Origin of the sequence: Amycolatopsis tolypomycina (assembly GCF_900105945.1) — a bacterium.
Taxonomy (GTDB): Bacteria; Actinomycetota; Actinomycetes; order Mycobacteriales; family Pseudonocardiaceae; genus Amycolatopsis; species Amycolatopsis tolypomycina.
On record NZ_FNSO01000004.1, the window covers coordinates 7,564,697 to 7,582,979 of the forward strand.

General features: G+C 72.6%; 18 protein-coding genes. 10 read left to right on the forward strand and 8 right to left on the reverse strand.

Going from position 1 to position 18,283, the window contains the following annotated elements:
• Window positions 1-4: 4 nt before the first annotated feature.
• A complete protein-coding gene (locus tag BLW76_RS44530) occupies window positions 5-1,699 on the reverse strand; it encodes an SDR family oxidoreductase (protein WP_091320651.1) in 1,695 nt (564 codons plus the stop codon).
• Window positions 1,700-1,915: 216 nt separating this feature from the next.
• Here BLW76_RS44530 and BLW76_RS44535 point away from each other — a divergent pair, with 216 nt between their 5' ends.
• The 5 genes from BLW76_RS44535 (at window position 1,916) to BLW76_RS44555 (ending at window position 6,918) form a co-directional block, all read left to right on the forward strand.
• On the forward strand, window positions 1,916-2,755 hold the full coding sequence (locus BLW76_RS44535; RefSeq protein ID WP_091318411.1) for an ABC transporter ATP-binding protein: 840 nt from the start codon (window positions 1,916-1,918) through the stop codon (window positions 2,753-2,755).
• A complete protein-coding gene (locus BLW76_RS44540; RefSeq protein WP_091318413.1) occupies window positions 2,752-3,561 on the forward strand; it encodes an ABC transporter permease in 810 nt (269 codons plus the stop codon). Before BLW76_RS44535 ends, BLW76_RS44540 begins: the two co-directional genes overlap by 4 nt.
• Window positions 3,558-4,718: a sensor histidine kinase gene (locus BLW76_RS44545; protein ID WP_091318415.1), complete on the forward strand. Its 1,161-nt coding sequence runs from the start codon at window positions 3,558-3,560 to the stop codon at window positions 4,716-4,718. The genes BLW76_RS44540 and BLW76_RS44545 overlap by 4 nt, the downstream gene beginning before the upstream one ends.
• Window positions 4,715-5,335 carry a response regulator transcription factor gene (locus BLW76_RS44550; RefSeq protein ID WP_091318417.1) on the forward strand — a complete coding sequence of 207 codons (621 nt, stop codon included), beginning with the start codon at window positions 4,715-4,717 and terminating at the stop codon, window positions 5,333-5,335. The genes BLW76_RS44545 and BLW76_RS44550 overlap by 4 nt, the downstream gene beginning before the upstream one ends.
• A 242-nt stretch (window positions 5,336-5,577) precedes the next feature.
• The gene (locus BLW76_RS44555; RefSeq protein ID WP_091318419.1) at window positions 5,578-6,918 is read left to right on the forward strand and encodes a serine hydrolase domain-containing protein; all 1,341 of its coding nucleotides are present in this window, start codon (window positions 5,578-5,580) and stop codon (window positions 6,916-6,918) included.
• Window positions 6,919-7,016: 98 nt separating this feature from the next.
• On the opposite strand, the gene BLW76_RS44560 is transcribed toward BLW76_RS44555, so the two are convergent.
• Window positions 7,017-7,850 (reverse strand): hypothetical protein, encoded by an 834-nt coding sequence (locus tag BLW76_RS44560; RefSeq protein WP_091320653.1) that lies wholly within the window; start codon window positions 7,848-7,850, stop codon window positions 7,017-7,019.
• 68 nt (window positions 7,851-7,918) lie between these two features.
• On the opposite strand from BLW76_RS44560, the gene serC reads away from it, so the two are divergent.
• Window positions 7,919-9,043 carry a phosphoserine transaminase gene (serC, locus tag BLW76_RS44565; RefSeq protein WP_091318420.1) on the forward strand — a complete coding sequence of 375 codons (1,125 nt, stop codon included), beginning with the start codon at window positions 7,919-7,921 and terminating at the stop codon, window positions 9,041-9,043.
• A gap of 83 nt (window positions 9,044-9,126) precedes the next feature.
• Here the strand turns inward: serC and BLW76_RS44570 are convergent, their stop codons facing one another.
• The 4 genes from BLW76_RS44570 to BLW76_RS44585 are packed head-to-tail and all read right to left on the reverse strand — an operon-like array spanning window position 9,127 to window position 12,639.
• Window positions 9,127-10,332, reverse strand: a complete 1,206-nt coding sequence (locus BLW76_RS44570) for an ABC transporter permease (RefSeq protein WP_091318422.1) — start codon at window positions 10,330-10,332, stop codon at window positions 9,127-9,129.
• On the reverse strand, window positions 10,329-11,015 hold the full coding sequence (locus BLW76_RS44575) for an ABC transporter ATP-binding protein (protein ID WP_091318424.1): 687 nt from the start codon (window positions 11,013-11,015) through the stop codon (window positions 10,329-10,331). The genes BLW76_RS44570 and BLW76_RS44575 overlap by 4 nt, the downstream gene beginning before the upstream one ends.
• Entirely contained in the window at window positions 11,012-12,106 is a 1,095-nt protein-coding gene (locus tag BLW76_RS44580) for a peptidoglycan-binding protein (protein ID WP_208613503.1), read from the reverse strand. The genes BLW76_RS44575 and BLW76_RS44580 overlap by 4 nt, the downstream gene beginning before the upstream one ends.
• Window positions 12,103-12,639 (reverse strand): hypothetical protein, encoded by a 537-nt coding sequence (locus tag BLW76_RS44585; protein WP_091318425.1) that lies wholly within the window; start codon window positions 12,637-12,639, stop codon window positions 12,103-12,105. The genes BLW76_RS44580 and BLW76_RS44585 overlap by 4 nt, the downstream gene beginning before the upstream one ends.
• A gap of 113 nt (window positions 12,640-12,752) precedes the next feature.
• Between BLW76_RS44585 and BLW76_RS44590 the strand changes: the two genes are divergently transcribed.
• The 3 genes from BLW76_RS44590 (at window position 12,753) to sepH (ending at window position 15,604) form a co-directional block, all read left to right on the forward strand.
• Window positions 12,753-13,415, forward strand: coding sequence for a response regulator transcription factor (locus BLW76_RS44590; protein ID WP_091318427.1), 663 nt, complete (start codon window positions 12,753-12,755; stop codon window positions 13,413-13,415).
• Window positions 13,412-14,566 (forward strand): sensor histidine kinase, encoded by a 1,155-nt coding sequence (locus BLW76_RS44595; RefSeq protein ID WP_091318428.1) that lies wholly within the window; start codon window positions 13,412-13,414, stop codon window positions 14,564-14,566. Before BLW76_RS44590 ends, BLW76_RS44595 begins: the two co-directional genes overlap by 4 nt.
• Window positions 14,567-14,758: 192 nt before the next feature.
• Window positions 14,759-15,604 (forward strand): septation protein SepH, encoded by an 846-nt coding sequence (gene sepH, locus BLW76_RS44600; RefSeq protein WP_091318430.1) that lies wholly within the window; start codon window positions 14,759-14,761, stop codon window positions 15,602-15,604.
• A gap of 210 nt (window positions 15,605-15,814) precedes the next feature.
• Here the strand turns inward: sepH and BLW76_RS44605 are convergent, their stop codons facing one another.
• Window positions 15,815-16,165, reverse strand: a complete 351-nt coding sequence (locus tag BLW76_RS44605) for an MmcQ/YjbR family DNA-binding protein (protein ID WP_091318432.1) — start codon at window positions 16,163-16,165, stop codon at window positions 15,815-15,817.
• Between the two features lie 40 nt (window positions 16,166-16,205).
• Between BLW76_RS44605 and BLW76_RS44610 the strand changes: the two genes are divergently transcribed.
• On the forward strand, window positions 16,206-17,648 hold the full coding sequence (locus tag BLW76_RS44610) for a hypothetical protein (protein WP_091318433.1): 1,443 nt from the start codon (window positions 16,206-16,208) through the stop codon (window positions 17,646-17,648).
• On the opposite strand, the gene BLW76_RS44615 is transcribed toward BLW76_RS44610, so the two are convergent.
• Window positions 17,645-18,256, reverse strand: coding sequence for a DUF2537 domain-containing protein (locus tag BLW76_RS44615; RefSeq protein ID WP_091318435.1), 612 nt, complete (start codon window positions 18,254-18,256; stop codon window positions 17,645-17,647). The two genes, BLW76_RS44610 and BLW76_RS44615, sit on opposite strands and share 4 nt — an antisense overlap.
• Window positions 18,257-18,283: the final 27 nt, after the last annotated feature.

The following is an 18,283-nucleotide window of genomic DNA, read 5'->3' on the forward strand; positions in this document are numbered from 1 at the left end:
CGGCTCACGGCGTCAGGTCCAGCTTCGCGGCCTTGCGGAGGAGGCCGGGTGTCAGTCGCGAAAGGACCAGCGCGGCCTTCGCCTCCGGAGTGGACGGAGCGATCGCGATGTCCTTTTCCACGGCACGCAGGATATCCCGCGCCACGCCCTCGGGGCCGAACCCGCGCCGGGCGTACAGCTTCGAGCTTTCCTGCTGACGCCGGCGTTGTTCCTCTTCGGACACCCCGACGAACTTGGTCGTGCTGGTGATGTTGGTCTTGACGATGCCCGGGCACACCGCCGTGACGCCGATGTGGTGCGCGGCCAGCTCGGCCCGCAGGCAGACGCTCAGCGTCAGCACGGCGGACTTCGTCGTGGCGTAGGCGGACAGGATCTTCGACGGCAGGTAGGCCGCCGCCGAGGCGAGGTTGACGATCTGGCCGCCTTCGGCGCGCTCGGCCAGCATCGGCGCGAACGCGCGGCAGCCGTGGATCACGCCCCAGAGGTTGACGTCGATGACGCGTTCCCAGTCCTCGACGGACGTGTCGAGGAACGGGCCGGACATGCCGATCCCGGCGTTGTTGACCACGATGTCCGGGACGCCGTGGTTCTCCCGGACGTCGTGCGCGAACCGGTGCACGGCCTCGCCGTCCGAAGAGTCCACTGTGTACTCGGCGAGCCCGTGTGCGCCCAGCAGCTTCCGAGTCTCGGCGGCCGCGGCGGCGTCGATGTCGGTGATGACGACGTCGGCGCCCCGCTCGGCGAAGGCGAGCGCGGTGGCGCGGCCGATGCCGCTGCCCGCCCCGGTGACGACGACGAGCTTGTGCGCGAACGGCCCGGCGTCGACGCGGGCCCGGCGCAGCGCGCGGCTTTCGCTGCCGGTTTCGGCGTACTCGATCAGCTCGGCGGCCGCGGCGGCCACGACGTCCGGCCGGGCGCGGGTCACCCAGTGCGTCCCGACGACCCGGCGGATCCGCAGGTCGGACACCCAGCGGGTGACCTCGGTCTGCAGCGGCGTCGTGACGTAGGCGTCCCCGGTCGGGGCCAGCACCTGCACCGGGACGTCGGCGGGCCGGGGCGCGGGGCGCGAAAGCCGGGTGAACATGTTGGCGCGGTAGAGCTGGAGGCCGTGCAGGCCGTCGGACCTGTCCGGGCGCGCCGCGTCCGGCTCCATCCGCTGGATCTGCCTGCCCAGCAGGCCGGTGCGCCACAGCAGGTCCGGGATCAGCGGGATCTGGAAGGCGAGGATGTACCACGAGTGCAGGAACTGGCTCAGCGCGTTCTTGAGCCGCTTCGGCGTCGGCCGGCGCAGCTGCGCGCGGAACCACGAGCCGGCGTGGTCGAGGCTCGGCCCGGAGAGGGACGTGTAGGAGGCGACCCGCCCGCGCAGGCCCTCGCCGGTGACGGCGTGCCAGGTCTGGATCGAGCCCCAGTCGTGGGCGACCAGGTGCACCTTGCCGTCCGGCTGCACCGCCTCGACGACCGCGCGCAGGTCGTCGGCCAGCTGGTCCAGCCGGTAGGACGCGCGTCCCGAAGGCTTGTCCGACTGTCCGGCCCCGCGGACGTCGTAGGTGACGACGCGGTGTTTCGCGGCCAGCGCGGCGGCTACCCCGGCCCACATCGAGCTGTTGTCCGGGTAGCCGTGCACGAGCACGACCGTGGGCCCGTCGCTCCGGCCGTCGACGGTCACGGAGAGGCGGACACCGTCGCTGGCGGTCACCCACTTGTGAGACATTCTGTCATGTTAGACAACTTGTCAACAGCGCGTTCACCCGCGCGGCGGTTCCACCGGCTCGGATCTTCGGGTTTTTGCTTATATGACAACGTTTTCGTGGTTTCCCGTGGAACCAAGCCGCCGTGTCCACCGAACGGTGGACAGCCGGATTCAGCCGCCTGTTGGTCGGATCCGGCGGCTCCGGCGGCCACGCTTGAGGCCATGACCACAGCAGTGAGCGTGCGCGGCCTGCGCAAGCAGTACCCCGGCCACCTCGCGGTGGCCGGACTGGACCTGGAGATCGCCCAGGGCGAGGTCTTCGCCCTGCTCGGGCCGAACGGCGCCGGGAAGACCACGACCGTCGAGATCCTCGAAGGGCACCGGCAGCGGACGGCCGGCGAGGTCACGGTGCTCGGCGAGGACCCCGGCAAGGCCGGCCGCGCCTGGCGGGCCCGGCTCGGCATCGTCCTGCAGACGGCGACCGACGCCGCCGAGCTGAACGTCGCCGAAACCGTCCGGCACTTCGCGAAGTACTACCCCGGCCCGCGCGATCCCGACGAGGTGATCGAGAAGGTCGGGCTCACGGAGAAGGCGCGTACGCGCGTCAAGGCGCTCTCGGGCGGGCAGCGCCGCCGCGTCGACGTCGCGCTCGGCATCATCGGGCGGCCCGAGCTGCTCTTCCTCGACGAGCCGACCACCGGCTTCGACCCCGAGGCCCGGCGGCAGTTCTGGACGCTGATCAGCGATCTCGCCGCCGAGGGCACCACCATCCTGCTGACCACCCACTACCTCGACGAGGCCGAAGCGCTCGCCGACCGGGTCGCGGTCATCGCCCGCGGCGAGATCGTCGCCCAGGACACGCCGCAGAACCTGGGTGGCAGGGCCGCCGCCGAGGCCACCGTGCGGTGGACCGACGAACGCGGCGAGCACGTCGAGCGCACCGCGTACCCGACCAAGCTCGTCACCGAGCTCGCGGCGGGGGGTCGGGAGCTCGCCGGGCTGACGGTGACCAGGCCGAGCCTCGAAGACATCTACCTGGACCTGATCGGAGACAAGGCATGACCACGCTCGCCCTTCCCGGACCACTGGCACTGGGGCTGGCCCGCGGCGGCACCGAGCTGCGGCAGTTCTTCCGGCACAAGGAACAGGTGGTCTTCACCTTCTCCCTGCCCGCGGTGCTGATGATCCTGCTCGGGTCCATCCTGGACGGCCCGACCGCGCTCGACGGCGTCACGTCCGGGCAGCTGCTGGCGGCCGGGATGATCGGCTCCGGCATCGTGTCGACGTCGTTCAACAGCATCGCGACCGGCGTCTCGGCCGACCGCGAAACCGGCGCGCTCAAGCGGCTGCGCGGCACGCCGATGCCGCCGGCGTCGTACTTCGTCGGCAAGATGGTGCTGGTCGCCGTGTCGAGCCTGGCCCAGACCGTGCTGATGGCCGCGGTCGCCGTGGCGCTGTTCGGGCTGGAACTGCCGTCCGACCCGGCGAAGTGGCTGACGCTGCTGTGGGTGTTCGCGCTCGGCATCGTCTCGTGCACCCTGCTCGGGATCGCGGTCAGCTCGCTGGCGAAGTCCACCAACGGCGCGGTCGCCATCGTGCAGATGCTGTACCTGGTGCTGCAGTTCATCTCCGGCGTCTTCGTTTCGCCGATCACGAGCCTGCCGAAAGTTATGGTGGACATCGCGTCGTTCTTCCCGCTGAAGTGGATCTGCCAGGGGTTCCGGTCGGTCTTCCTGCCGGACGGCGCCGTGAGGATGGAGATGGCCGGGGCATGGGAACTTCCGCGGGTGGCGCTGGTGCTGGGGATCTGGTGCGTGGTGGGCGCGGTGCTGGCGCGGCTGACGTTCCGGTGGACCGACGCGAAGTGAAGGACGCCTGGGACCGGTTCAACTGGCTCTGGGAGATCCTCTTCGCGGTGGCGTACCTGGCCACGCTGGTGCTGGTGGTGCTGGACGACGGCGACCCGGTGCGCAAGGCGGTCGCCGCCGGGTCGCTCACCGCGCTGGCGCTGTCCTACCTGCTGTGGGGCCGCCGGGTGGTCAGGGACGACGACTCCCCCGTCGCGCAGCGGTGGGTGTTCGCGATCATCGTGCTGACGCTGGTCGGGGTCTCGCTGTTCGCCGCGAGCACGTCGGGCTTCATCCTGTTCATGGCCTGCCCGCTGCTGTTCTCGACGCTCGAGTTCCGGCCCGCGGCGGTCCTCACCACGGTGGCGATCCTGCTCAACCCCGCGGCGACCATCGCGAACGACGGGTTCCGCGGCCCGACGCTGCACATCCTGCTGCCGATGACGGCGATCCTGGTCGTCTTCGGGGTGCTGTGCGGCAAGTTCATCGGGCACGTCATCGAGGAGAGCCGGGGACGCGCGGACCTGATCGCGAAGCTCGAGGAGAGCCAGGCGGAAGTCGCCCGGCTCTCCCGTGACGCGGGCACCGCGGCCGAACGCGAACGGCTCGCCCGCGAGATCCACGACACGCTCGCGCAGGGGTTCACCAGCATCGTCACCCTCGCCCAGGCCATCGAGTCCGAACTGGACACCGACCCGGCGGCGGCGCGGCGGCACGCCGAGCTGGCCGCCCGCACCGCGCGGGACAACCTCACCGAGGCCCGCGCGATGGTCGCCGCGCTGGCGCCGGCGGACCTCGCGGCCGGCTCGCTGGTCGACGCCGTCCGGCGGCAGGCCGACCGGCTGGCCGATTCGTCCAACGTGGTGGTCCGGTACGAAGTGGACGGTGTGCTGCCGCCGATCGGCACGGCGGGCGAAGTCGTGCTGCTACGGGGTGCGCAGGAAGCGCTGAACAACGTCCGGCGGCACGCGGCCGCGTCGGCGGTGTCGGTGCGGCTGTCCGCTGTGGACGGTTCGGTGCGGCTGTCGGTGCGCGACGACGGCGCCGGCTTCGACCCGGACCACGCCACGGGTTTCGGCCTGCGCGGGATGCGGTCACGGGCCGAGCAGGTCGGCGGCAGACTGAGTGTCCGGAGTGGCCCCAGCGGCACCGAACTCACCCTGGAGGTGCCGGCTTGATCCGCGTCATGCTCGTCGACGACCACCCCGTCGTCCGCGAAGGCCTCCGCGGCATGCTCGAAGCGGAACCGGACCTCACGGTCGTCGGCGAAGCGGGCTCCGGCGACGAAGCCGTCGCGCTCGACCGGGTCGCCGCCCCCGACGTCGTGCTGATGGACCTGCGGATGCCCGGCCTCGACGGCGTCGGCGCGACCAAGCGGATCCTGCGCGAGCAGCCCGGCCGCCGGATCGTGGTGCTGACGACGTACGAGACGGACGCGGACATCCTGCGCGCGGTGGAGGCCGGCGCGTCGGGCTACCTGCTGAAGGACGCCTCGCGCGCGGAGCTGGCGAACGCGATCCGCGCGGCGGCCCGCGGGGAGACGGTGCTGGCACCGTCGGTGGCCGGGAAGCTGGTCAACCGGGTCCGCAACCCGGAGCCGCAGCCGCTGTCGGCCCGCGAGGTGGAGGTGCTGCGGCTGGTCGCCACGGGCGGGACCAACGCCGACATCGGCCGCGCCCTGCACATCAGCGAGGCGACGGTGAAGACCCACCTGCTGCGGGTGTTCGGCAAGCTCGGCGTCTCCGACCGCACGGCCGCGGTGACGACAGCGATGGCCCGCAACCTCCTCGGCTGACCCGGCCGGCCGTGCGGGAAGGGTCGACACGCGTGATTGAGCAGCCGACACGCGTGATCGGGCAGCCGACACGGCCGCAGCCGGGCCGCCCGCCGTGTCGACCCTCCAATCACGCGAGTCGACCCTTCAATCACGCGAGTCGACCCTTCAATCACGCGAGTCGACCCTTCAATCACGCGTGTCGACCTCTCGTGCACGGGCCGGGACCTGCTTCGGGAGACCACGCGCGGCAGAATGCCTCCATGCTTGCCTCGACCGAACTCGCCCTGCTCCGCCGGATCGCTCACGAGCAGGCCGCCTGCCGGGCTCCGTCGCTGGTTGCCGCCGTCGTGCGGGACGGGGGGATCGTCTGGTCCGGTGGCCGGGGGCGGGTCGGCGGGGAGACCCCGACCACCGACACCCAGTACCGGCTCGGGTCGATCACCAAGACCCTCGTCGCCACCGCCGTCATGCGGCTGCGCGACGAAGGCCTGCTCGACCTCAACGACCCGCTGGAGAAGCACGTCCCCGGCACGCCGTTCGGCGCCGCCACCGTCGCCCAGCTGCTGTCCCACACCTCCGGCCTGACGTCCGAATCACCCGGCCTCTGGTGGGAGCGGACCCCGGGTGCCGACTGGGACGCGCTGGTCGGCAGCCTCGCCGAGGGCGCGACCAAGCACCGGCCAGGCGCGCGGTTCCACTACTCGAACGTCGGCTACGGCGTCCTCGGCGAGCTCCTCACCCGCCACCGCGGCAAGGGCTGGCTCTCCGTGCTCGACGAGGAGGTCCTCGGGCCGCTCGGGATGACCCGCACGACCCCGCACCCGGTCGGCGCGCACGCCGAGGGCTTCGCCGTGCACCCCTTTGCCGACGTCCTGCTGCCCGAGCCGAGCCCGGACGCCGGCGCGATGGCCCCCGCCGGGCAGCTGTGGTCGACCGCGCAGGACCTCGCGCGCTGGACGGCGTTCCTCGGCGGCGAAACCGGTGACGTGCTCGCGCCGGACACCGTCGCCGAGATGCGGACCATGGTCACCGTCGACGACACCGACGTCTGGACGACCGGGTTCGGGCTCGGCCTGATGCTGGTGCGCTACCAGGGCCGCCGGTTCGCCGGCCACACCGGCTCGATGCCCGGGTTCCTCGCCGTGACGCTGGTCGACCCGGCCGCGCAGACCGGCGCGCTGGTGCTCACCAACTCGACGTCCGGCGTCGGCATCACCCAGCTCTGCCTCGACCTCATCACGATGACCGACGAGCTGGAGCCGCGGCTGCCCGCCGAGTGGCTGCCGTCGCCCACCGACCCCGCGCTGCTCGCGCTGACCGGGCTCTGGCACTGGGGCCCGACCCCGTACCACCTGCGCGTCCAGGGCGACGGGCTGCTCCTGCTCGCCCCGGTCGAGGGCGCCGGGCGCAGCTCGCGCTTCCGCGCGACCGGCGAGGACACCTACGTCGGCCTCGACGGCTACTACGCCGGCGAGACGCTCGAAGTGGGCCGGAACGCCGACGGCGTCGCCACCCACCTCGACCTGGCGACGTTCGTCTTCACCCGCACGCCGTACGACCCGGCCGCGCCGGTGCCGGGCGGCGTCGAGGACTGGCGCTGAAAAGGGCCCCGCTCACACCCCCAAGGTGGTGAGCGGGGCCCTCAGGTCAGGGCGGAGGAGGACGCTACCGGCGGGCCGGCGGCTCGGAAACCGTGTTTTTACCCCCAGCCGCCGTGGACGCCCATGAGCCCGATGGCGTAGCTGTCGCCCTCCGGGTGGCCGACGACCAGATCCGCCGCCGGCCACCCGGCGAGCCACAGCCGGCGCCGGTCGCGCAGCTCGGCGGCGACGTCGGCGGGCGCCACGGGCAGGTGGAACTTGATCCGCACGTCCCCGGGCAGCACCGCCCAGCCGTCGACCGGCTCGCCCGCCCGCACGTCGAACGCCGCGGCCGTGACCGGCGTCCAGTCCCCGCTCGCCAGGCACCGCACCGGGCCGGCCAGCTCGGACCGCCACCCGGCGAGCGCCAGCACGGCGACCAGGCCCGGCAGCGGCACGACCCACGGCAGCCAGCCCCCGGTCACGACGACGGCCGCGACCTCGGCCGCGAGCGCGAAGCCGCCGACCGCCCACACCGCCACCGTGACGGACACGAACTTCCACCGCAGGACCACCCGCCGCGTCGACGGCCGCTTCGACAGCAGCCTGACCAGGCCGAACACCGAAGCGCCGGCGAAGATCGAGACGAAGAACCCGGCGTAGACGACGTCCTCGCCGTGGGGTGGGTGGTCGACCAGGCCGGCGACGATCGCGGCGGCCACCAGCAGCCACAACAGCCCGAAGGCGGCCACCTGCACGCCGCGGCGGGCCGGCGCGCCGGGGCGCGCCTCGCCGGTCGCCCACCACGGCAGGCGGGGGACGAAGACCAGCGCCAGCGTGGCCGCGAAGCCGACCGGCAGCCCGATCGCGGTCGTTTCCGTCCAGCCCTCGACCGCGAGGTGCGCCGCGGCCACCACGGCGAACCACGCGAAGAAGCGCAGGCGGGGTTTCATCGATTCCACATGTCGGACTCCGGCCCACCGGCGTTAGCTGCTGCGTCCCGACCTGAGAGACTGACCACATGACCGACGCTGAGTTGACCATCCCCGCAGACCTCAAGCCGGCCGACGGCCGCTTCGGCTGCGGACCGTCGAAGGTCCGCGCCGAGCAGCTGAGTGCACTGGCGGAGTCCGGCTCCACCTACCTCGGCACGTCGCACCGGCAGAAGCCGGTCAAGTCCCTCGTCGGGCGCGTCCGGGCCGGTCTGTCCGAGCTGTTCTCCCTGCCCGAGGGCTACGAGGTGATCCTCGGCAACGGCGGCACCACGGCGTTCTGGGACGCCGCCGCGTTCGGCCTGGTCCGCGAGCGCGCGCAGCACTTCACCTACGGCGAGTTCTCCTCGAAGTTCGCCACCGTGACCAAGGGTGCGCCGTTCCTGGCCGACCCGATCGTCGTCAAGGCCGAGCCGGGCAGCGCACCGGACATCGCCTACGAAGCCGGCGCCGACCTGGTCGGCTGGGCGCACAACGAGACGTCCACCGGCGTGGCCGTGCCGGTCCGCCGCCCGGAAGGCAGCGAGGGCGCGCTGGTCGCGATCGACGCCACCTCCGGCGCCGGCGGTCTCCCGGTCAAGGCGGAGGACTTCGACGTCTACTACTTCGCGCCGCAGAAGTCGTTCGCCGCGGACGGCGGGCTCTGGATCGCGCTGGCCTCCCCGGCCGCGGTCGAGCGGATCGGCGAGCTCGGCGGCGGCGACCGCTGGATCCCGGAGTTCCTGTCGCTGACCACCGCGCTGGACAACTCCCGCAAGGACCAGACGTACAACACCCCGGCCGTGGCCACGCTGTTCCTGCTCGCCCAGCAGATCGAGTGGATGAACGGCCAGGGCGGCCTCGCCTGGACGACCTCGCGCACGAAGGACTCGTCGTCGCGGCTGTACGAGTGGGCCGAGAAGACGAGCTACACCACGCCGTTCGTCAAGGACCCGGAGCTGCGCTCGCAGGTCGTCGGCACGGTGGACTTCAGCGACGACGTCGACGCCGCCGCGGTGGCGAAGGTGCTGCGCGCCAACGGGATCGTCGACACCGAGCCGTACCGCAAGCTGGGCCGCAACCAGCTGCGCGTCGGCCTGTTCCCGGCGATCGACCCGGACGACGTCACCAAGCTGACGCAGGCCATCGAGTACGTGGTCGAGCGGCTCGGCTGAGCCACCGCGGTGAATGACTCATTCCTGGCAGCTGACGCCAGGAATGAGTCATTCACCGCATCCACTCCCTCGCGCCGTCCGGCTCAGGCCAGCGCGCGCGTCGGCGCCAGCCGAGCCGCCCGCACCGCCGGGTAGGCCCCCGCCACCGCGCCCACCAGCGCCGCGACGCCGACCCCGCCCGCCAGCGCTCCCGTCGGCAGCACCGCCGGCCAGCCCTGGCTCAGCGCGTACCCCGCCGTCACCAGCACCCCGACCAGCACGCCCGCCAGCCCGCCGAGTCCGGACAACAGCACCGACTCCGCCAGGAACTGGCCGCGGACCTGCCGCTTCGTCGCCCCCAGCGCTCTGCGCAACCCGATCTCGCGGCGCCGCTCCAGCACCGAGATCACCATCGTGTTCGCCACCCCGACGCCGCCGACCAGCAGGGCGACCCCGCCCAGCCCGAGGAACAGCGCGCTGTACGTCGTGTCCGTGAGCTTCTGGGCCGCCAGTGCGTCCGACGGCCGTCGGACCTCGACCTCGTTCGGGGCCTGCGGGTTCAGCGTCGCCGCCAGCACCGAACGCACTCCGTCCACTTGCGACTCCTCGGCGCGGACGTACACAGTGGACGGATGGCCGTCGAACCCGAGCAGCCGCTCGGCGACGTCCCAGCCCACCAGCACCGACCGCTCGACCTCCGGGGCGAGGGGCATCGGCGCGAGGATGCCCACCACGGTGAACCACTGCGTCCCGATCAGCACCTGCGGCGGCCGCGCCGGGTCGATGTGGTCGATGCCCAACCGGGCCGCCGCCTGCGACCCGAGCACCGTCACCGGGTAGTTCTGGTTGCCCGCGCCCAAAAAGGCACCGGCCCGTACCTTGCCGCCCAGCACGCCGAGCAGGTCCGGCCGTGCCGCGTACACCGCGAGCCCGGACGTGTCGTCCGGCGCGATCTTGTCGCTGCGGCGCACACTCGCCGACGTCGTCCCCGTGCCGGCCGCCGCCTGCACCGGGCCGATCCGGCGGGCCATCGCGACCGCGTCGTCCGGCAGCGTCGCGTTGTCGCCGAACAACGTCTGGCCCGGTCCCGCCGTGAGCAGGTTGGGGCCGAGCGCGGCCAGCCGGTCGTGCAGGGCCTGCGCCCCGGACGCCGGGATCGCCAGCACCGCCACCATCGCGGCGACGCCGATCGCGATGCCCAGCGCGGACAGCACCGCCCGCACCGGCCGCGTCCGCATGCCGTGGGCGCCGAGCGCGACGACGTCCGGCGGCTTGAGCCGGGCCGGTTCCGGCAGCGTCACCAGCGTCATCGCGCACCCACCAGCCCGGTGTCCAGCCGCAGGTGCCCGTCGAGCAGCTCGATCCGGCGCGGCATGCCCGCCGCGATCTCGCGGTCGTGGGTGATCACGACGATCGTGGTGCCGTCGGCCGACAGCTCGCCGAGCAGCGCGAGCACCGAAGCACCGGTGCCGGTGTCGAGGTTGCCGGTCGGCTCGTCGGCCAGCAGGATCGCCGGGTCGTTGACGACGGCCCTGGCGATCGCGACGCGCTGGCGTTCCCCGCCCGAGAGCTCGCCGGGGCGGTGCCACGCCCGGTGCCCGAGCTTGACGCGGTCGAGCGCCGCCAGTGCCCGCGCGCGCCGCCGTCGCCGCGGCACCCCGGCGTAGAGCAGGCCGGTGCACACGTTGTCCACCGCACTCATCCCTTCGTCGAGGAAGAACTGCTGGAACACGAACCCGATCCAGCGGGACCGCAGCGCGGACACCTTCCGGTCCGAGAGCGTGGCGACGTCGTGCCCGCGCAGCTCCACCCGCCCGGACGACGGCCGGTCGAGCGTGCCCATCAGGTGCAGCAGGGTGGACTTGCCGGACCCGGACGGCCCGACGATCGCCACCATCTCGCCGTCCTCCAGCGCGAGCGAGACGCCGTCGAGCGCGGCGACCCCGCCGGGGTAGGTGCGCGTGACCTCGTGCACGCGCAGCACGGGCGTCACGACGTCGTCACCACCCGCATGCCCGCGGCCAGGCCGGTGCCGGAGACCTCGACCTTCCCGCCGCTGAACAGTCCGGTTTGGACGGCGATCAGCCGTCGCTGCCCGTTTTCGTCGACCTCGACCGCGTACCCGCCTTCGGCGAGCGCGAGCAGCGCGCCGACCGGCACCGCGAGCACGCCCTTGCGGACGTCCTTGGTGAACCGGACGGCGGCCGGGGCCGAGTCGAGGCTGCCGGCCGCGGCCGGGTCGTCGAGCCCGACGGTCACGGTGATCTTGGGCTTGCCGTCGTCCTGGCCCGTCGCGTCCTTGCCCTCGACCGCGCTCCGCCCGACGTCGGTGATCGTGCCCGGCGTCGTCTTCCCGTTGATCGTCACGGACGCCTTCGCGCCCTGCTGGGCGAGGCCCTGCTTGGCCGCGTCGAGCTTCACCTGCACCGACCGGACCGTGCCGGTCGTCTTGAGGATCTCGCCCTGCGCGGGCGAGCCGGGCTTCGCCGCCAGTGCCGACACGCGCAGCTCGCCCGCCGCCAGCACGACGTCACCCTGGCCGAACGCGCCGGTCTGCTCCAGTCCGAGGGACTTCTGCCACTTCTTCAGCGCGGCCGCCGTGGCCGAGGTGAACTTCTTGTCCGGCGTGCCGAACCCGCTGAAGCCGCACGCCTTGAGGTTCTCCTCCAGCTGCTTGACGTCGGCGCCGTCGGCCACGCCCTCGCGGAGGTCGCGGTAGAACGGCAACGTGCCGTAGAACAGCGGCACCGGCGTCGCGTCCACCCCGTACACCGGCTTGCACCGGGTGAGGGTGGCGCCGGCGTCCGGCAGCGACGTGAGCGTGCCGGGCTTGCGGCCGCCGACGACGGATTCTTCGCCGTAGCCGAGGGTGCCGTCGGCCTCCTCTTCCTCGCTCAGGTCGGTCTTGGCCACCTCGGCCGTCTCGACCGCGGGTGGCGCGGCCTCCTTGACCGGCGTCGCGCTCGACACCCGCGTCAGGAGCACGACGGAGCTGGTGCCGAGCACGACGACCACGACGACGGCCGCGACGAGCCAGCGCGCCCGGCCGCGACGGCGGGGCTTCAGGTGGGTCACCTCGTTCACTTGCCCGCCTCGGCGCTGACGCTCATCCCGAGCCCGCAGGCTTTCGCGGCTTCTTCGAACTTCTTGGGGTCGTCCACCTTTCCGGCGCGCATCATGCCCTTGCCGCTGGGATCCGGGTCGGGCATGTCGATGCCGTGCTCGCGCATGCACTTGGCGTCCTTGCGCATCTTGTCGAGTTCCTCGGCGCTCGGCTGCTTCATCTCGCCGCCGTTGGGCATCAGGTGCTTGCACGCGCTCTGCGCGGCTTCCATCTTCGAGGCGTCGACACCGTCGCCGCCCAGCGTGATCGCCATGCCCCCGCCGTCGCCGGCGGGTTTGGGGTCGGGCATGTCGACGCCGTGCTCGCGCATGCACTTGGCGAAGTCCCGCATCTTGTCCTCGTCGCTCTTGCCGCTGTTGTCGGCCGCGGTGGGCCCGCCCGACTTCGGCGGCGTCGAGATCGAGGCGACCTTCGACCCGTCGTCGGGCTTCGCGCCGCACCCGCCGAGCAGCAGGGCGGTCCCGAGCGCCGCGACGGCTATCCGTGTCCGCATGGCTCGCATTCCTTTCGTCCGGATGGGGCCCAGGTCTACGGATCGGGGGATTCGGGCGCGTTAAGCGACGTCGTTTATGCGGTCCTTATGGCCTCCCTGCGCAGACTGGGCCGGTGCGGGTGCTGGTGGTGGAGGACGAGCGGTTGCTCGCCGACTCGGTCGCGGAGGGGCTGCGGCGCTTCTCCATGGCGGTCGACGTCTGTTACGACGGCGAGCAGGCCATGGAACGCGTCGGCGTGCACGGCTACGACGTCGTGGTCCTCGACCGCGACCTGCCGAAGGTGCACGGCGACGACGTCTGCGCCGCGGTGGTCCGCGCGGGCGGCGAGGCGCGGGTGCTGATGCTGACCGCGGCCGCCGACGTCACCGACCGGGTCGCCGGCCTCGGCCTCGGCGCCGACGACTACCTGACGAAGCCGTTCGCGTTCGCCGAGCTGGTCGCCCGGGTGCAGGCGCTGGCGCGGCGCGCGCGGCCGGCGTTGCCGCCGGTGCTGGAACGCGACGGCGTCGTCCTCGACCTCCCGCGTCACCAGGCCGCCCGCGACGGCCGGTTCCTGCTGCTCTCGCCGAAGGAGTTCGCCGTGCTGGAAGTGCTCATGCGGGCGGAGGGCGCCGTCGTCAGCGCCGAGGACCTGCTGGAGAAGGCGTGGGACGAGCACGCGGACCCGTTCACCAACGCGGTGCGCGTCGCGGTGATGACGTTGCGGCGCAAGCTGGGCGAGCCGCCGGTGATCGAGACCGTGCCGGGCGCCGGCTACCGGTTCGGCACGCCGTGAACGGCTTTTCGGTCCGGACGAAGCTCACGGCCTGGTACGGCGGGCTGTTCCTGCTCGCCGGGCTGGTCCTGGTCGTCATCAACTACCTGCTGGTGCAGAGCACCCTGCCGGACCCCACCCGGGCCGCCCTGACGACGATCGGCTCGGCCGACACGCTCTACGGCGTCCAGGCCGACACGGTGGTGGGCGGCTCTCCGGGGGTGGCGGTGCGGCTGCTCAGCGGCTCGCTCGACGAGTACCGCTCCTCGACGCTGTCGACGCTGGTGGTCGGCTCGGCGATCGCGCTGGTGGCGACGGCGGCGCTGGCGGTGCTGTTCGGCTGGCTGATGGCGGGCCGCGCGCTGCGGCCGCTGCACGACATCACCTCGGCCGCGCGGCGGCTGGAGGCGGGCAAGCTCGACCGCCGGATCAACCTCGAAGGGCCACCGGACGAGCTGAAGGAGCTGGCGGACACGTTCGACGGCATGCTCGACCGGCTCGCGGAGTCGTTCGACAGCCAGAAGCGGTTCGTCGCGAACGCGTCCCACGAGCTCCGGACGCCGCTGGCGGTGCAGCGGACGCTGATCGAGGTGGCGATGGCCGCCCCGGACGTCCCACCGGAGCTGAAGAAGCTCGGCACGCACCTGCTCCACACGAACGAGCGCAGCGAGCGGATGATCGAGGGCCTGCTCGTGCTGGCCCGCACCGACCGCGGGCTGCACGCGCGCACGCCGGTGCGTCTCGACGAGGTCGTGGCGTCGGTGGTCCGGGCGACGTCCGCCCAGGCCTCGTCGGCGGGGGTGACGGTGGAAACGCGGCTGCGGCCGCGGACGGTCGCGGGCGACCCGGTGCTGCTCGAGCGGCTGGTGACGAACCTGGTGGTCAACGCGATCACGTACAACGCTTCGGGCGGCTGGGTGTACGTCGACGTGCGCGGCGACCCGGCGCTGGAGGTGCGGAACTCGGGACCGGTGGTGCCGCCCGAGGCGGTGCCGACGCTGTTCGAGCCGTTCCGGCGGCTGGGCGGGGCGGAGCGGACCGGGGACACGCGCAACGCGGGGCTGGGGCTGTCGATCGTCCGCTCGGTGGCCCAGGCCCACGGGGGTCGGGCGGAGGCCCAGCCAGGACGGCGGGGCGGGCTCGCGGTGACGGTCCGGCTGCCGCCGTCTTGATCCACTCGATCGTGACTTTGCGTGCCCGGCGTGTCACCCCTTTGCCGCTGACCAGCGTGGGTGACGATGCCCACGACGCAAAATGAACAGTGGGCAGTTCGGTGCGGACTCGGCGCGCCTCGCACGTCAAGCCGACGCGCCGTTCTAACGTGGGCACCCACAACGGTGAAGAAGATCGGGGAGGCGAGAACAATGCGGGCGCTGCGAGTGGTCGGACTGCACGAGGACGGCAAGTCCATCGTGCTCGAAGACCCGGCGAGCCGTACTCGTTTCCTGCTCCCGGCTGATGAGCGACTGCGCGCGGCGGCGCGGGGTGACATCACCCGCCTCGGCCAGATCGAAATCGAGTTGGAGAGCCAGATGCGGCCACGCGAGATCCAGCAGCGCATCCGGGCAGGCGAGTCCGTCGAGCAGGTCGCCGCGAGCGCCGGTGTCTCGACGCAGCGCGTGGAGCGCTACGCCTACCCGGTCCTGCTCGAGCGGTCCCGGACCGCCGAGCTGGCGCAGAGCGCCCACCCGGTCCGCGAGGACGGCCCCGACGTGCAGACGCTCGGCGAGGTCGTCGCGCACAGCTTCGGCGTCCGCGGCCACGACTACTCGCAGGCCACCTGGGACTCCTGGAAGGGCGACGACGGCCGCTGGGTCGTCGTGCTCCGGTGGAAGGCCGGGCGGTCGGACAACCGCGCGCACTGGGCGTTCGCCCCGGGTGCGCACGGCGGCACGGTGACGGCGCTCGACGAGAACGCCGAAGTCCTGCTGGACCCGAGCGCCTACCGCGCCCCGCGCACGGTCCGCGCCCTCGCGCCGGCCCGCGAGACGGAGTTCCAGCCGACGCTGGATTCGGTGGAGCCGGAGCGGGCCCAGCTGCCGTCGGCCGAACCGGACCCGGACGACGACACCCGCGAGATCCCGCGCGTCCCGGTCGACCCGGACGAGGACGCGACGGTGCCGGAGCCACGGCCGAAGGCCAAGAAGAACCACCCGATCGTGCCGTCCTGGGAGGACGTGCTGCTCGGGGTCCGCTCGCAGCGCGGCTAGCCCCAAGCGCCCCAATGTGGCGTTGGTTGCGTCCAGCGCACCCAATGTGGCGTTCGGTGCATCCAACGCACCCAATGTGGCGTTCGGTGCGTCCAACGCACCCAATGTGGCGTTCGGTGCATCCAACGCACCCAATGTGGCGTTCGGTGCATCCAACGCACCCAATGTGGCGTTCGGTGCATCCAACGCACCGAACGCCACATTGGGGCGCTAGTCCACCAGCGCGGCGAGCGTCTTCGGCGCCACCAGCCGGTAGGCCTCGCGCACGATCCGCTCGACCTCGGCCCAGTCGACGTCGACGTCCAGCCGCACGCCCAGCCAGCCGCGGTGCCCGACGTACGGCGGCCGGAAGAACCGCTCCGGCTCCGTGCGCACCAGTTCCTCCTGCACCCCGGGCGGTGCCGGGCACCAGAACGCGAGCATGTCGTCGTGGTGGTGGTCGGCGAACATCACGAATGTCTTCTTGCCGCGCACGAACCACGTCGGCTCGCCGTGGCTGAGCCGCTCGGTCGTCTCCGGCAGGGCGAGGCACAACTTCCGCAAAGCCTCCAGCTGCTGCATCCCGCAAGGCTACGATGTCACGCTGAGGGAGGGAACGATCATGCGGAGTGACCAGCAGGCCTGGCTCGTCCGCTTCGGCGAACTGAGGTACCGCGCGTTCGGCGGTGCCCCGGTGGTCGAGGTGGCGCCCGCGCAGTGGGGCCTCGACCCGACGACCATCCGGCAGGCCGCGCACTCGCGCCGGTACCGGGAAACCGCGCCGGACCAAGCGGATTTCCTGCGGTTCGAGTTCGCGCCCAGGCTCTTCCCGCCGCCGTTCGACCGCGGCCCCGGCACGGACGCCGCCCGCCGCCGGCTCGCGAAGCTGCTGCGCGAACAGGAGCAGTTCTGGGCGAGTTCGCGGCGGTTGCGGCTCAGCCGCGACGACATCGGCAAAGCCGGCGCGGCGGCCGGGATGACCGTCGTCGCCGAAGCCGCCGATCCGACCGACCGGCTCCTGCTGCTGCGGCGCACCGGGCTCCCCGACGAGGAGCTGCGGCCCCGCACGCCCGGACGCCTGCTCGACCTGAGCACGGTTCAAGGCCTGGCCGCGGTCCTCAGCGTCGCCGTGGCGGGCGTCGGCACCTGGTTCGCGGCCACCGCCGAACAGAAGTGGCCGCTCCTGCTGATCCCGGTCTTGCTGGTCGCCGCGGTGGCGGCGCAGTTCCTGATCCGCGGGATCGCCGGCCGGTCGCCGCGCATGCCGTGGCTGGACGAGCCGTTCGACGGCAGTCCCCAGGTGATCGTGCTGCCGCCGCCGTCGGTGTCCCCCGAACTGCTCGGCGAAGTCGCTTCGCTCTACGGCTACTTCTCCGCCGGCCCGTGCGACTCGACCCGCAACGCCCTCGACGTGTTGTTCCGGAAAACCCGGCCCGGCCTCATTTTCGGCACTCCGGCGCCCCCGGCGCCGCGGGTCCCGTCGTCCTTCGAGATCCCGGCCGGCTCACCGGACCGGGAGCAGTGGCTGCGCAACCACCTCGACGGCCGGGCCGAGCTGTGGGTGAGCGTCCGGCACGCGAAGCTGGCACCGGCCCGGATCGTCGAGATCGCGGGCGGCGAGGGGCTGCACCCCGTCGCGGAGTTCGCCGACAGCACCGACCGGATCCTGCTGCTGCGCGGCAATTCGCCCGTGCCCGCCCGGAAGTTCCGGATGTCGTTCGCCGGCTTCCTCGTCCCGGCGGGGTGGGCCGTGCTGTGTTTCCTCGGCGGTCTCGGCACGATGGCGCTGACCGGCGACGAGAACATCTTCGCGATCGGCTTCGGCCTCGCCGTGCTGGGTGTGCCGCCGCTGCTGTGGGTGCTCCGGATCTTCCCCCGGTCCGTGCGCGTCGGCTGGCTGGCCGGCGAGTTCGACGGCAGCGCCGGCGTGACGTTCTTCTCCGGCCAGTTCGACGTCTCCCCCGAACTGACCCGCCAGATCGCCGCGTTCCACGGCTACCACTTCCGCAGCCAGACGGCGACCCGGGCGCAGGGCACGCTCGTCACGTACGTCCGGCTGCGCTAGAAGGCGATCACCAGCACGCCGAACCACGCGATCACGACCCCGCCCGCCGCGCCGTAGGCGGCCCAGCGCAGGATCGGGGTGCGGCGGATCAGCCACAGCGACGGCGTGATCCCGGCGGTCACGATGACCGAAGCCACCAGCGCCAGCCAGCCGCTGGTTTCGCGGGCCAGCGTCGAAGCCAGCGCCAGCATGGCGACGACGACCACGGCCGCGATGAACGCCGACACGGTCAGGCCGGTCAGCCACGGGGTCGGCTCGCCGGGCGGGCCGGGCGGCCCGAGCACCGACCGGATGAACCGGTGGCCCGGCGCGGTCGACGGCGGCGGCGGCTCGACGACCGTGTCCTCCCCGGTCACCGGGTCCACGAACCGCACGGTCGTGCCCATCACCGAGGCCAGCCTGCCTGCCAGCTGGCGGCCGCGCTGCGAGACCACCGCGCCCGCCTCCTCGCCGGAGTCGGCGGAGACCGCGGACGCCACGCGCGCCCACTCGTGCAGGGCCTGGGCGAGATCGGCGCCGATCGCGAGCTTGTGCGGGTCCACCTCGCGCGCGTGCTCCCCGCCCGGGCCGGCCAGCACGGCGCGCTCGTCCCGGATCCGCAGCTCCATGGTGCCCCTTCCCGCCTGGAGAACAGA

Coding starts and splice junctions, on each gene's coding strand:
- BLW76_RS44540 (WP_091318413.1), top strand. CDS start 2,752: ATGACCACGCTCGCCCTTCCCGGACCACTGGCACTGGGGCTGGCCCGC.
- BLW76_RS44535 (WP_091318411.1), top strand. CDS start 1,916: ATGACCACAGCAGTGAGCGTGCGCGGCCTGCGCAAGCAGTACCCCGGC.
- sepH (WP_091318430.1), top strand. CDS start 14,759: ATGCGGGCGCTGCGAGTGGTCGGACTGCACGAGGACGGCAAGTCCATC.
- BLW76_RS44585 (WP_091318425.1), bottom strand. CDS start 12,639: ATGCGGACACGGATAGCCGTCGCGGCGCTCGGGACCGCCCTGCTGCTC.
- BLW76_RS44570 (WP_091318422.1), bottom strand. CDS start 10,332: ATGACGCTGGTGACGCTGCCGGAACCGGCCCGGCTCAAGCCGCCGGAC.
- BLW76_RS44615 (WP_091318435.1), bottom strand. CDS start 18,256: ATGGAGCTGCGGATCCGGGACGAGCGCGCCGTGCTGGCCGGCCCGGGC.
- BLW76_RS44610 (WP_091318433.1), top strand. CDS start 16,206: ATGCGGAGTGACCAGCAGGCCTGGCTCGTCCGCTTCGGCGAACTGAGG.
- BLW76_RS44555 (WP_091318419.1), top strand. CDS start 5,578: ATGCTTGCCTCGACCGAACTCGCCCTGCTCCGCCGGATCGCTCACGAG.
- serC (WP_091318420.1), top strand. CDS start 7,919: ATGACCGACGCTGAGTTGACCATCCCCGCAGACCTCAAGCCGGCCGAC.
- BLW76_RS44560 (WP_091320653.1), bottom strand. CDS start 7,850: ATGAAACCCCGCCTGCGCTTCTTCGCGTGGTTCGCCGTGGTGGCCGCG.
- BLW76_RS44605 (WP_091318432.1), bottom strand. CDS start 16,165: ATGCAGCAGCTGGAGGCTTTGCGGAAGTTGTGCCTCGCCCTGCCGGAG.